This window comes from Acetatifactor muris (assembly GCF_024623325.1).
Classification (GTDB): Bacteria; Bacillota; Clostridia; order Lachnospirales; family Lachnospiraceae; genus Acetatifactor; species Acetatifactor muris.
Window position 1 is genome coordinate 183,232 of sequence record NZ_JANJZD010000004.1, and the last position, 13,528, is coordinate 196,759.

General features: G+C 52.4%; 10 protein-coding genes. 8 read left to right on the forward strand and 2 right to left on the reverse strand.

All coding sequences use genetic code 11. The features are described 5' to 3' along the window. Positions 1-10: 10 nt before the first annotated feature. Positions 11-928, forward strand: a complete 918-nt coding sequence (locus NSB25_RS05380) for a carbohydrate ABC transporter permease (RefSeq protein WP_103238397.1) — start codon at positions 11-13, stop codon at positions 926-928. A 15-nt stretch (positions 929-943) separates the two neighbouring features. Here NSB25_RS05380 and NSB25_RS05385 read toward each other — a convergent pair whose 3' ends face one another. Next, complete coding sequence (locus NSB25_RS05385; protein WP_103238398.1) at positions 944-1,894, reverse strand: AraC family transcriptional regulator; 951 nt, start codon at positions 1,892-1,894, stop codon at positions 944-946. 324 nt (positions 1,895-2,218) lie between these two features. Between NSB25_RS05385 and NSB25_RS05390 the strand changes: the two genes are divergently transcribed. From NSB25_RS05390 to NSB25_RS05420, 7 genes are all read left to right on the forward strand, one after another. Next, positions 2,219-3,385, forward strand: a complete 1,167-nt coding sequence (locus tag NSB25_RS05390; protein WP_103238399.1) for a glycosyl hydrolase family 8 — start codon at positions 2,219-2,221, stop codon at positions 3,383-3,385. 21 nt (positions 3,386-3,406) lie between these two features. Then, positions 3,407-5,092 (forward strand): SGNH/GDSL hydrolase family protein, encoded by a 1,686-nt coding sequence (locus tag NSB25_RS05395; protein WP_242982305.1) that lies wholly within the window; start codon positions 3,407-3,409, stop codon positions 5,090-5,092. A gap of 292 nt (positions 5,093-5,384) precedes the next feature. Further along, the gene (locus NSB25_RS05400; RefSeq protein ID WP_103238401.1) at positions 5,385-6,782 is read left to right on the forward strand and encodes a family 43 glycosylhydrolase; all 1,398 of its coding nucleotides are present in this window, start codon (positions 5,385-5,387) and stop codon (positions 6,780-6,782) included. 128 nt (positions 6,783-6,910) lie between these two features. After that, positions 6,911-7,711, forward strand: coding sequence for an alpha/beta hydrolase (locus NSB25_RS05405; RefSeq protein WP_103238402.1), 801 nt, complete (start codon positions 6,911-6,913; stop codon positions 7,709-7,711). Between the two features lie 130 nt (positions 7,712-7,841). After that, positions 7,842-8,687 carry an alpha/beta hydrolase gene (locus tag NSB25_RS05410; RefSeq protein ID WP_172454957.1) on the forward strand — a complete coding sequence of 282 codons (846 nt, stop codon included), beginning with the start codon at positions 7,842-7,844 and terminating at the stop codon, positions 8,685-8,687. A gap of 178 nt (positions 8,688-8,865) precedes the next feature. Further along, positions 8,866-10,602: a family 43 glycosylhydrolase gene (locus NSB25_RS05415; protein WP_103238404.1), complete on the forward strand. Its 1,737-nt coding sequence runs from the start codon at positions 8,866-8,868 to the stop codon at positions 10,600-10,602. Positions 10,603-10,695: 93 nt separating this feature from the next. Next, positions 10,696-12,846, forward strand: a complete 2,151-nt coding sequence (locus NSB25_RS05420) for a glycoside hydrolase family 3 C-terminal domain-containing protein (RefSeq protein WP_103238405.1) — start codon at positions 10,696-10,698, stop codon at positions 12,844-12,846. Between the two features lie 247 nt (positions 12,847-13,093). Here the strand turns inward: NSB25_RS05420 and NSB25_RS05425 are convergent, their stop codons facing one another. Then, positions 13,094-13,249, reverse strand: coding sequence for a DUF6483 family protein (locus tag NSB25_RS05425; protein ID WP_172454958.1), 156 nt, complete (start codon positions 13,247-13,249; stop codon positions 13,094-13,096). Positions 13,250-13,528 lie beyond the last annotated feature (279 nt).

Consider the following 13,528-nt stretch of genomic DNA (forward strand, 5'->3'; position numbering starts at 1 on the left):
GGGAGAGCAGATGAGAAATTTTTGGAGTATAAGAATTGGAAGGTTCAGGCTCGGCGATATCTTTTTCCATGTAATCAACGGCATTATCATGGTGTTTGTAATTGTTATCATGCTGTATCCCTTCTGGAATACCATAGCAGTATCCTTTAATGATGCCCAGGATACTCTGCGGGGCGGCATTACATTCTGGCCCAGAGTGTTTTCCACATACAGTTACAAGTCTGTCTTTAAAAACAAGCTGATGGGAACCGCAGCGGTGAACTCCGTGCTTCGTACCGCGCTGTCCACCATACTGGGGGTACTGGTGGGATCCCTGATTGCCTATGTGCTGTCCCGGAAGGAGCTGGTTGGCAGAAAGGCGATTACCGTCTACTTCCTGGTGACCATGTACATTTCCGCCGGCCTGATTCCCAATTACTTTCTGATCAAGAACCTGGGGATGCTGAATAAATTTGCAGTCTATGTAATACCGGGACTGGTGAGTGTATACAACATTATCGTGATTAAGTCCTTTATACAGTCTCTGCCGGAGAGCCTCACGGAGGCGGCCATGGTGGACGGCGCCGGACATTTCCGATGCTACTGGCAGATTGTGCTGCCCTGCTGCAAGCCCGTTCTGGCCACGGTAGCGCTCTGGTGTGCCGTGGGTGCATGGAACCAGTGGTTTGATACCTTTTTGTACGCTTCGGGAGCCGATCACCTCACCACGCTGCAGTATGAGATGATGAAGCTGCTTTCTTCGGCCATGCAGTCCGGAAGGGATTTGTCCAGTATCTATGGAGAAGGACAACAGATGGCCAATACGGTTACACCCACATCCATTCGGGCGGCGGTGACCATTGTGGCCTCTGTGCCTATACTGATCGTGTATCCCTTCCTGCAGAAATATTTCGTGAAGGGTGTGACATTGGGGGCTACCAAGGAGTAAGTGCAGCGTTATGGTTCAGGTACCGTGTCCGTAGAGACTGCGGTATCTGGAGGGGGAACATTCCCGATATCTGCGGAAAGTTCTGTTGAAGGTAGAGACATTTGCATATCCGCAGGCGGCCGCCACCTCCGAGACAGGGATAGAGGTATCCTTCAGGAGAACCTCGGCCGCCTGAATCCGCAGAAAGCTTAAATAGTCATAGAAAGTCTGACCGGTCTGCTGTTTGAAGATTCTGGTAAAGTAGAATTTGGACAGAAGCGTCTGTCGGGCGGCTTCTTCCAGGGTAATACTTTCCGCGTAATGGTGCTGCAGATATTCCAGCAGACGGATTATTTTTTCTGAAGGCGTACCGGTTCTGGGGCGGACCGGTGCCTGGCCGGGAGCGGGGCTCTGTCCGGTGCGATAATCTGTATAATGAGCGTAAAAATTCATCAGACAGGCATAGATCAGGAGCAGTTTTGAAGGACTGGCCCCCCAGTAATGAGCTGCTGTCTGCATGATCAGAGAGATTTCCGTCTCGTATATTTCCGGACAGGTGTCCGCGGTAATCAGTACCGGCCTGGACAAAAGCGCGCGGGTGCGGAGAAAATCTCCGAACTGGCTGAAGAGAGTCAGCTCCAGAAGGAAGATGAATCTGGAACCGGCGGAGGGCGCTTCGATGGAATGCAGCTCTCCCGGAGGAATCAGCAGAATGTCGCCGGGCTGCAGACGATAGGAAACATTCTGAACAGTCACGAGAAATTCTTCCTCCAGAGGGATGATGATTTCCTGCGCGTCGTGCCAGTGGGTGGTAAAACTGCCGTTCTGGGTATTGTACCAGAATCGGAGAGTGGTTTTGTCCACATAGGGAGTGAGCTCATATTCTTCCATTGTATCATTGTGGGTGAAGCCGGGAAATTCGTCCGGCTGTATCTGATAAGCCTTTTTCTGATCTTCGGTCAGAGCAAATAATTTTCTGGGATTCATATTAGTACCCTGCCTTTCTGTAGTCTGTATATGCTCCCTTCTGCCGGTTGTATGAAAATAAAGCTGTGATATGGAAACTTAAAGTTTAAAAGTCAAAGTTTTTTTCACAGATACTTGTTTTTCTGCTGTATTTATTATATCATATTCATAGAAAAGCACGCAAACAAAACAGAAGGGAAACAGAGACAGGGCATGAGAGAATGCTGTTTTTTATTTCAGTTTTGCTAAAACGATATAGCTTATTTAGCATGAAACGCTGCAGGGCGCTGCGCAGGCAGGCTTCAGAGCGTTCAGAGAAATAACGGTGATAGAAAGGAGAAAAGAATGGGAGCGTTTGACACAGGTGAGTACCGCAATATATTTGCGGAAATCGGAAAGAGCGAAGAAGAAATTGAAGCAAAGCTTCGGGACGCGGTGAATACCTTCTTCTATGGAAGCGAGGAGGAACGCATTTATCATCCGGTTGGAGAGGACATGGGGTATCTGGAGGATACCGGGAATCATGACGCCAGAACGGAGGGAATGTCCTACGGAATGATGATGTGCGTTCAGCTGGACATGAAGGAGGAGTTCGACCGCATCTGGAAATGGTCTAAAACGTACATGTACATGGAAGAAGGAGAAAACGAGGGATACTTTGCCTGGAGCTGTAAGGTGAACGGGGAGAAAAACGCTCACGGGCCTGCGCCGGACGGAGAGGAGTATTATGCCATGGCGCTGTTCTTCGCTTCTCACAGATGGGGAGACGGTGAGGGGATTTATGCTTATTCCCGGGAGGCCCAAAACATTTTGAAAGCCTGTGTACATAAGGGAGAAAACGGCAGGCCGGGAGCAGCCATGTGGAACCGGGAGAATAAGCAGATTCTGTTTGTGCCTGGCAGCCCTTTTACGGATCCTTCCTATCATCTGCCTCATTACTATGAACTGTTCGCGCTCTGGGCGGACGAGGAGGACAGGGAGTTCTGGAAGCAGGCGGCCCGGGCCAGCAGAGAGTACCTGGTGAAGGCCTGTCATCCTGTGACGGGACTGAATCCGGAGTACGGAGAATTTGATGGAAGTCCCATGAACAGGAAAATGCCCTGGGGGCATACACACGGGCAGTTCTACAGCGATGCCTACAGGACTGCGGCGAATATCGGTCTGGACTGTGCCTGGTTCGGGAAAGACGAGGGACATTACGCAGCGCCCCTTCGGATGATGCGTTTCCTGGGGACAGATCTGGAGGCGGCAAGATGTGTGTTTGAGGTGGACGGCACGCCGGTGGACAGAACGGTACTGCATCCGGTGGGGCTGCTTGCCACGACTGCACAGGGCGCGCTGACGGTAGAAAAGGACGATTCCACAGACCCTGAAAGCGACTGGAATGTGGCGAGGCGATGGGTGGAATGGTTCTGGAATCAGCCGCTGCGCAAAGGCGGCAGAAGGTATTACGACAACTGTCTGTACCTGTTTGCTCTGCTGGCGCTCAGTGGAAAGTATAGAATTTATTAAAATATGCGGAATTGGAATTATATGAGAGAGAGACAACAGTTTTATATTGTTCGGAACAAGGAAATTGTCAGCAGATTTTTCCCGCCTGTGGGTAAGAACGTTCAGTTCCTTTTTATGGACAGTGAAAGGCTTGCAGGCAGCGCGCGCATTGTGGGAAATGTTACAGATGAGAATATGCTGAAGCTGCTGGCCACGGCGGAGGGATTCCGCAGACTGGTGTACGGCATGGGAATCTCGGTGGAAATGACAGAGGGAAAGAGCGACACAGTGGATTTTGTCTTTCGGATGTCGGCAGAAGATGCCGGGCAGTCCGGAACAGAGCTCAGAATTCCGCTGCCTGTGGACGGAACGGAAAAAAGGGTGTGTCTGGCGGACTTCCAATGGTCGGAGAAGGATGACAGGCCAGGAATGATGGGATTTGAATTCCCGGTGGAGGGAGATCTGGCCAGGGCGACGGTGAGGCTCTATCTTCAGGATGGCTATGAGGCCCCGGAGGAAATCGCAGAGGGGACGGCGGATCTGGAATCAGAGGCATATGCTGAAATGCTGCGGAAATCCCTGATGCAGACAGGGAATCCTGCCAGGCTGCAGAAAGCATTGGAAAAGGCCAGGCGGGGTGAGCCTGTGACCATGGCCTTTATCGGCGGCTCCATTACCGAGGGAGCAGGAGCGATTCCGAATCACACGGGATGCTATGCATTTAAGACGTTTCAGCGGTTCTGTGAGCTGGCCGGAAAGAGCACAGAGGAAAATGTGCACTACATAAAAGCCGGCGTGGGAGGAACGCCTTCCGAGCTGGGAATGATACGGTATGAGCGGGATGTGCTTCGAAACGGCAGCGTGGAGCCGGATATTGTGGTGGTGGAATTTGCGGTGAACGATGCGGATGACGAGACCGGAGGAGCCTGCTATGACTCTCTGGTGAGAAAGATATTGTCGGCGGAGAACAGACCGGCCGTGATCCTGCTGTTTGCGGTATTTGACGACGACTGGAATCTGCAGGAGAGACTGTTCCCTGTGGGGAAAGCCTATGATCTGCCCATGGTGAGTGTAAAAAATGCTGTGGTGGAACAATTTTACCTGGGTCCGAATCAGGGAAAAGTACTCAGCAGGAATCAGTTTTTTGCAGACTGTTATCACCCTGCAAGCCTGGGACATACGGTTATGGCGGACTGTATTGATTATATGATGCGGGCAGTCGACAGACTTCCCGCCCGGGAGGATACTCTGGAGCTGAAGGAGATGACGCCTCCTCTGGGCGGAGACTTTGAGAGGGTGAAACTGTTCGACAGGGAAAAAGAGGAAGAGGGGATAAAGGTGAACTGCGGAAGCTTCTGTCACAGGGACGAGGAGCTGCAGTTTGTGCCTATGGACAGAGATGTGACCTGGACAAAACTGTTTCCCTTTAACTGGATGCACAGAGCCGGGGAGGAAGGCGGCGGGGAGGCCTTTGCCATGGACATTACCTGCAGCGCCCTGGTGCTGATCTACAAGGATACCCCCAATCCGGCCGCCGGCCGGGCGGAAGTCCGTGTGGACGGGGAGAAGGTGCTCACGGCGGATTCCCATGCAAATAACTGGAACCACTGCCACCCGCTGATCTGCTTCCGCGGCAGAGAGTGCAGACAATACCATGTGGAGATATCCATGGAGCCGGGATGCGAAGAAAAAGAATTTACAATCCTGGGCTTTGGATATGTGAGATAGCATCTGCGGAACTAAGATAATAAAAATAAAAAACAGCAGTGTTCCCGAACAGTGCCCGGAAGAATTTACGGACGCCAAAGCGGCCGGAAGTTCTCTGCGGGAAAAGGGGCTGGAAGGGCATCATAGCGCGAAGAACACGCGCATTGCGGAACTAAGATAATAAAAATAAAAAAACAGCAGTATGCCCTTCCAGCCCCCAGAGAAATTACGGACGCTGAAGCGGCCGGAAGTTCTCTGTGGGAAAAGGGGCTGGAAGGGCATCTGCGGAACTATAATAAGGAGGACAAAAGGAATGAAGAAACAGGCATTTAACCCCTACCTGCCGTCATGGGAGTACATACCGGACGGCGAACCCCATGTCTATGGAGACAGAGTGTACGTTTACGGGTCCCATGATTTTTACAACGGATATGTATTCTGTATGGGAGACTATGTATGCTGGTCGGCTCCGCTGGACGATCTGGGGAACTGGCGCTATGAGGGGGTGATCTATCCCAGGAATGAGGACCCGCTGAACAAAGAGGGCAAGGCGTGTCTCTATGCGCCGGATGTGACTCAGGGACCGGACGGAAGATATTATCTCTACTATGTGCTGGATAAGCAGCATATCGTCTCCGTGGCCGTGTGTGACACTCCTGCGGGAAGATATGAATTTTACGGTTATGTCCATTATCCGGACGGCACTTATCTGGGAGATAAGGAAGGAGATGAGCCGCAGTTTGACCCGGCGGTTCTGACGGAAGGAAATGTGACTTATCTGTATACCGGTTTCTGCGGCAGATGGGATAAGGACCGTTCCGGGGCCATGGCGGTGGTGCTGGATGCGGATATGCTGACCGTGCTGGAGTCTCCTCTGTGTGTGGTGCCGGGATATTCCCATGCTGCAGGAAGCGGATATGAAGGACATTCCTTCTTCGAAGCACCGTCTATCCGGAAGATCGGGGACACCTACTATTTTGTCTACTCATCCGAAGTGATGCACGAGCTGTGCTATGCCACCAGCAAGAAGCCCAGAGAAGGATTCGTCTATAGAGGCGTTCTGGTGAGCAACTGCGATCTGCATATCGACAGTGACAAGCCGGCGGATATGCCCATGGCTTACGGGGCCAACAATCACGGCGGCCTGGTGGAAATGAACGGCGAGTGGTATATTTTCTATCATCGTCACACCAACGGCACCTGGTACAGCAGACAGGGCTGTGTGGAGAAACTGACCCTGGCCGGGGACGGAAGCTTTGCACAGGTGGAGCTGACTTCCTGCGGTTTAAACGGCGGACCCCTGGTGGGAAAAGGAGAGTATCCTGCCTATATCGCCTGCAGACTGTTCACAGATGAGCCCATGGGGCATGTGGGCGGCGACAAGCAGCCCAGAGTGATGCAGGACGGCAGAGACGGCGACGAAGAGCCGGGATACATTGGAAATATCATGAATTCGGCCACCGCAGGATTCAAGTACTTTGACATGCAGGGCGTGAAGAAGATACGCATCACGGTGCGGGGATACGCCAATGGCAACTTTGAGGTGCGGACGAAATGGGACGGCGAGGTTCTGGCTCAGATTCCGGTGGTGTACACCAATGTATGGGAGACCTATGAGGCGGATATTGCCATGCCGGACGGCGTACAGGCGCTGTATCTGACCTATCGCGGCCAGGGCAAGGCGGCACTGCTGTCGTTTGAACTGGTGTAAGGTCAGCCCCCGGAGAAATTACGGACGCCGACAGCGGCCGGAAATTCTCTGCGTGAAAAAGGGCTGGCCGGGGAAATAGCGCGAAGAACACGCGCTTTGCGGAACTTTAATTAGGAGATAAATTAACTATGGCATACATCAACATAGAGTATTTTTCAGACTGTCTGAAACGGCAGACAACGGTAAAAGTAATTCTGCCCAATGACGGCATGACCCAGGGCAATCCCCATTATGATCGCCCCATGAAGACTCTGTATCTGCTCCACGGTTACACGGGAATCGGCGAGGACTGGATCTGGAACAGTCAGGTCATGGAATACGCCGGGCGCTACAACCTGTGCGTTGTGCTGCCCAACGGGGAGAACAGCTTTTTCCTGGACGGTGTGGAGACCGGACGCAAATACGCTTCCTTCGTGGGGAAAGAACTGCCGGCCTATCTGCAGAAGACTTTCGGCCTGTCTGCCGCGCCGGAGGACAATTTCACCGGCGGACTGTCCATGGGCGGTTTCGGAGCCCTTCATACGGCTCTGGCTTTTCCGGAGAATTTCGGCAAGGCAGTGGGGCTGTCATCCGCGCTGATATCCTATAGAATTGCAGAGATGAAGCCGGGAATGGACAATGCGGCGGCCAATTATGAGTACTATCGTCTGATGTTCGGCGATCCGGATAAGTTCAATGAGAGCGGCAACAATCCGGAGGAGCTGGTGCGGCGGATTCAGAAGACGGGTGGGAAAGTGCCCGGAATTTATATGGCCTGCGGCACGGAGGATTTTCTGTTGAGTTCAAACCGAACCTTTGCAGATTTCCTGCGGGAGAGAAATGTAGATTTCATTTATCACGAGAGTACCGGGATTCATGACTTCCGATTCTGGAATCAATATCTGGAGCCGGCCATTCGGTGGCTGGTGACGGGTTCTGAGGAAGCGTGAGCTTTTTTCGACAGAGAAAGGTCTCTGTCTGAGGAAGGTACCCGGCAGTAAGAGGCAGAAGCAGTTCTGCAGATTTTAGAGTAAGTAAATGGAACATTGGAATAAGAAAGTGAAAAGAGGAGAAACGAAAATGGAATATATTTATGAAATGCCGGCGGAGATGACAGTGGAAAATGCGCAGCACGGCGAGGTCAGAAGATTTGAGTATGATACACAGACCTATGACAGGGATAACAGCCGGCCCATGCACAAGGGGGCCTGGGTATATCTGCCCTATGGCTACAGCGAGACGCAGAAGTACAATGTGCTGTACCTGCTGCACGGCGGCGGTGTAAACGAGGACTGGTGGTTTAAGACATTCCCGGACACTGTGACCATACTGGACAATATGATCGCGAAGAAAATCTGTGATCCCTGTATCATTGTGACGCCCACTTATTATCGGGGAGACGAATCAGACAATAATATGGACATCACGGAGCAGTTTCAGTACGAGCTGCGCAGGGACCTGATTCCCGCTGTGGAAAGCACTTTTTCCACCTGGACAGAGGGAGACGTGTCCGAGGAGAATCTGATTAAGACCAGGAGTCATCGGGCCTTTGCAGGGCTTTCCCTGGGCTCCATGACCACTTACCGTGCGGCTTTCTATACCAATTTCGACCTGTTTGCCTGGTTCGGACCTTTCTCCGGCTGCTGCGGGCCTCAGGGCAAACGTGACCCGGAGGTGGAGCGCATCCGCAGAACCCTTGCAGAGCAGGAGAAGAAGGGCTATAAGCTGGGGTATCTGTTCTGCTGTAACGGAGACAAGGACATCGCTTACGAAGAGCACAAGGAGATTATGGATAAGGTGGTTCTGGACTGCCCTCAGCTGGTTCGCGGGGAGAATTATGACTTTTACACCATTCCCGGAGGCGTTCATGACATGAAGGCATGGCAGCTTCACCTGTATCATGCGCTGCAGTTATTCTTCAAATAATTTTTTCCGCGACATACGCGGAGAATCACAGAATCCGGGAAAGGAATATTATAATGCGTTTCCGGACATCTGGGAATAAACAGGAAAGAAATAGATGAGAGGCTGCCGCAATAAGAGACGAATGCAAGATTGATACCCCGTTGCTTGCAGCGGGGTATTTGATTGCGGCAGCCTTATCATGCAGGAAGAAGATTCGGCAAAAGGAGAAATCAGGCATATGTTTGTCTATCAGAGAGAAAAAGCAAAGCTTCTGGTCTATACGCGGGAGGTTTCCCAAAAGGACTATCCGGACGGTCTGGCCCGCAGTGTGCACCTGGCTGTCAGCAGGGACGGAGAGCACTGGCAGGCGTTGCATCAGAATTATGGAATTCTGTTCGCGGAGGCAGAGATCTCCCCGGAGGACACAATTGTGCCAAAATGCGTGGCAAATCCCAGAGTATTCCGGCTGTCGGAGGGGGAGTACGGCATTCTGGCGGACCGGGTAAACGAGGACGGTAGCCCGGAGTCCGACCGAAGCCTGGTTTTGCTCTGGAAGACCCGGGATTTCAGGACCTTTGATAAGGGGATGCTGCTGGAAAAAACGGGACCGGAATGGGAGAAACTACAGAAAGCTGTGGAGGGAGCGCAAGGGGTACATTGCCTTGTGGAAGGAGAGACCACAGAGGGCTCTGTCATTGAAATCGGGGCGGAATTCTGCGACCGGGCAGTGCAGAGCTGGACACAGATTCATCATGTGGAGACCCGGGTGCCGGAGACGGTGTACGCCTCCGGGGCGGAGGATGTGAGAAGGGTAAAGGCCGAGGCAGTCTATTCGGACGGTTCCGTGGCTTTGAAAAAGGTAGCATGGGATACAGAGGGAGTAGATTTCCATAAACCTGGCGCATATGTGGTGACAGGGACGGTATGTGGCAGACATTTTTCCTTCCCGTTGGCAAAGGGGTATGGGGACCCTGTGATTTTTCCCTGGGAAGGGAAATGGTACTTTCTGAGCACAAGCGACAACCGGAAGGATATCGGCATCTACGTGCGGGAGGCAGAGAGTGTGGAAGCACTTTTTGCGGAAGGTGCAAAAGAACATCTGATTCTGGATGTGGATGAGGAAAAAGGATTTGTACAGACCTTCTGGGCGCCGGAATTTCATGTGATCGGCGGAAGGCTGTACATCCTGTTTGCAGTGGGCGGGAAAGTGTGGGGGCCGCAGTGCCATTTGATGCGTCTGAAAAAGAGCGGGCGCATTGCGGAAGCCGAAAGCTGGGAGGAGCCGGTCCGGGTGATACAGGCGGATGGAAATCCTCTGGGCGCGGACGGCATTACTCTGGACATGACTTATCTGAAGGCAGGAGGGCGCTCCTACATGGTCTGGTCCTGCCGCAGGCATATCGGAACGCCGAAGGACACCGGATCCATGCTGTATATCGCGGAGGCGAGAGAGGAAGAACCCTGGCAGCTGGCCGGGGAGCCGGTACTGCTTTCCCGTCCCCTTTTCGGCTGGGAAAATGTCAGCGGCACCATCAATAACGAGGGGCCCTACGGCTTTGTTAAGGACGGGAAGGTATATCTGACCTATTCGGGAGGCGCGGCCAACAGCTATACGTATGTGCTGGGGCTTCTGACCGCGGAGGAAGGGGCTGACCTGACAGACACGGGCGTATGGGAAAAAAGTGCCGCTCCCGTACTTTCTTTTTATTCCGTAAAGGGAGAATATGGGCCAGGGCACAATTCCTTTTTCCCTGACGGGGAAGGCAGCCTGATGATGGCCTATCACGGGGAGACCACACTGGAATCCAGGCTGCGCTGCGACGGTATCCGGCGGGTCCATTTTAATATAGAAGGACGGCCTGTCTTTGACCTGTCAGCGGAGAGAGACCTGAATCCGGAGCTGGGGGAGGTTTCCATGCAGGTGATTGTGAGGTAAAGGGCAGGCGGCCAGAGGAATTTCAGGGAAAATAATTGTCATACAGGAAATAACAGGATATAATAGCTTTATTATATACGGAGGTATTACAACATGAGAGACAGAGAAAAAGCAAGAAAGCGGGCCCATGAGCTGGTGGGCAAGATGACGCTGGAGGAGAAGGCTTCCCAGCTGCGGTTTGACGCGCCTGCAATTCCCAGGCTGAATGTTCCCGCCTACAACTGGTGGAATGAGGCGCTGCACGGCGTGGCCAGAGCCGGTGTGGCCACCAGCTTTCCTCAGGCGATCGGGATGGCGGCCGCTTTTGATGCGCCCATGATGGAAGAAGTGGGAGAGGCTATCGCAGTGGAGGGCCGGGCGAAGTACAATGCCTATAAAGAGGAAGGCGACAGGGACATTTACAAAGGCCTGACCTTCTGGTCTCCCAATGTGAACATTTTCAGAGATCCCAGGTGGGGGAGAGGACATGAGACCTACGGAGAGGATCCCTATCTCACAGGAGAGCTGGGCAAGGCGTTTGTGGAGGGCCTGCAGGGAGACGGCGAGTATCTGCACGCGGCGGCCTGCGCGAAGCATTTCGCAGTGCATTCCGGCCCGGAGGGTCTGCGCCATCAATTTGATGCCAAAGCGTCGAAGAAGGATATGTGGGAGACTTATCTTCCCGCTTTTGAAAAGCTGGTAAAAGAAGCCGATGTGGAAGCGGTGATGGGCGCTTACAACAGAACCAACGGGGAGCCCTGTTGCGGCAGCAGCACGCTGATGCAGGAGATTCTGAGAGGGAAATGGGAATTTGAAGGGCATTATGTGTCGGACTGCTGGGCTGTCCGGGATTTTCATGAGCATCATATGGTCACCGACACGGCCGAGGAATCCGCAGCCATGGCGCTGAAAGCGGGCTGTGATGTGAACTGCGGCAATACATATCTGCACATGATGAAGGCATATCAGGATGGCCTTGTGACAGAAGAAGAGATCACCCGGGCGGCGGAGAGACTTTTCACCACCAGGTTCCTGCTGGGACTGTTTGACGAGACCGAGTATGACCGGACCGGCTTCGACAGAATCGAGTGCAGAGAACATCTGGAGCTGGCGGACAGAGCCGCCGCAGAGGGAATTGTGCTGTTGAAGAATAACGGCGTTCTGCCTCTGAAGAAGGAAAGTCTGAAGGCGGTGGGTGTCATCGGGCCCAATGCCAACAGTCGTGCGGCGCTGATTGGCAATTATCACGGGACCTCTTCCCGGTATGTCACAGTTCTGGAAGGCATTCAGGACGCGCTGCCGGAGGATACAAGGGTGTACTATTCGGAAGGCTGCCATCTGTATCGTGAGAAGGTGGAAGGTCTGGGCCAGAGGCAGGACAGAATTGCGGAGGCAGTGAGCGTGGCGAAGAACAGCGACGTGGTGGTGCTGTGTGTGGGACTGGACGAGACGCTGGAAGGAGAAGAAGGAGATACGGGCAACAGCTATGCTTCCGGAGACAAGACAGACCTTCTGCTGCCTCAGGTTCAGAGAGAGCTGATCGAGGCGGTTATAAAGGTGGGCAGACCGGTGATTGTACTGAACATGACAGGCAGCGCCATGGACCTGCGTTATGTGCAGGAGCATGCGGACGCTGTGGTTCAGGTCTGGTATCCGGGCGCCAGAGGGGGACGCACGGTGGCGCAGATTCTGTTCGGTGAAATCTCACCTTCCGGAAAGCTGCCGGTGACTTTTTACAATAATACCAAGGAGCTGCCGGACTTTGAGGACTATTCCATGAAGGGCAGAACCTACCGGTATTTTGAAGGAAAGCCGCTGTATCCTTTCGGGTACGGTCTGACCTACGGCGACGTGACGGTAGACTCTGTGAGCTGCGCGGGCAATGTGTGGAAAGCCGGCGAGGACAATACCATGGAATGGAATCCGGAGGAGGAACTGACTGTAAAAGTCAGCCTCACCAACAAGAGCCGGACCGCCACGGGAGAAGTGGTGCAGATTTATGTGAAAGCGTCTGAGTCTGCGCATGCCACACCCAACGGAAAGCTCTGTGCATTTTCACGTGTCTTCCTGAACGGTGCAGAGACGAAGGAAGTAGAGTTGAAAATAGGAGCAGACGCCTTCACTGTGGTCAATGAGGAAGGCGAAAGGCTGGTGGATGGCCGCCGCTTCCTGTTCAGCGCGGGACTGGGCCAGCCGGATGAGAGGACCAGAGAGCTGACAGGCAGAGAATGCGTTGCATTTACACTGCAGAGGAAGGATGGCTGACAACCGGATGGAACGGCTGAGCTTCAGCTATGTATTGTTATCTTTACTCATAAATCAAATCTGCTCATTTACAATAACAGAGCGTATAGACCTGTTCTATACGCTCTGACGCTATTTTGTTATGAATGACAGTGCTTATATTTCTGACAGAAAAATCTCTGCCATTCCCGTTAATCCGTATCGGGATATCAATTCCTTTATGCCTGATTTTATCTCATCCCGGCAAAAGTCATTCTTCTGTAAGAAATCATCCCATATCCAATAACTTTTCCAATGTATCCCGGCTTTCCTTTTCCTCTAATAAATCTTTGACAGGATTGTCGGTATCAATATGGAATAGCAGCTTCAATATGGTACGTATCATTTCTCTTATCAGCCTTATAATATAATCCTGCTCAAACACATAGATGCTCCTTTCCGCATATATATTCCATTATGCTCTTCTCTGCTCTCATTTGCAACAACTAAAGTTTTCAACTTGTCAAATAAATCATAGCCCCGGCACATAAGTATATGACATTCTTATAATCTGTACTTGTCATTCCGGCACTACTGAATAGAGAGCAGCATATCTGTTTGACCGGGAACCTCCTGCAAAACGGAAAAATTGGAAAGCAGAGCTGGAATTAGAACAGTATCGCCGTGTTTTAGATATTGACAGTAGAAAAATAGATTGAGGAGA

What these genes read in the sequence shown, in the direction of transcription:
- NSB25_RS05380 (WP_103238397.1), top strand. Translation starts at nt 11, where the DNA reads ATGAGAAATTTTTGGAGTATAAGAATTGGAAGGTTCAGGCTCGGCGAT.
- NSB25_RS05385 (WP_103238398.1), bottom strand. Translation starts at nt 1,894, where the DNA reads ATGAATCCCAGAAAATTATTTGCTCTGACCGAAGATCAGAAAAAGGCT.
- NSB25_RS05390 (WP_103238399.1), top strand. Translation starts at nt 2,219, where the DNA reads ATGGGAGCGTTTGACACAGGTGAGTACCGCAATATATTTGCGGAAATC.
- NSB25_RS05395 (WP_242982305.1), top strand. Translation starts at nt 3,407, where the DNA reads ATGAGAGAGAGACAACAGTTTTATATTGTTCGGAACAAGGAAATTGTC.
- NSB25_RS05400 (WP_103238401.1), top strand. Translation starts at nt 5,385, where the DNA reads ATGAAGAAACAGGCATTTAACCCCTACCTGCCGTCATGGGAGTACATA.
- NSB25_RS05405 (WP_103238402.1), top strand. Translation starts at nt 6,911, where the DNA reads ATGGCATACATCAACATAGAGTATTTTTCAGACTGTCTGAAACGGCAG.
- NSB25_RS05410 (WP_172454957.1), top strand. Translation starts at nt 7,842, where the DNA reads ATGGAATATATTTATGAAATGCCGGCGGAGATGACAGTGGAAAATGCG.
- NSB25_RS05415 (WP_103238404.1), top strand. Translation starts at nt 8,866, where the DNA reads ATGCAGGAAGAAGATTCGGCAAAAGGAGAAATCAGGCATATGTTTGTC.
- NSB25_RS05420 (WP_103238405.1), top strand. Translation starts at nt 10,696, where the DNA reads ATGAGAGACAGAGAAAAAGCAAGAAAGCGGGCCCATGAGCTGGTGGGC.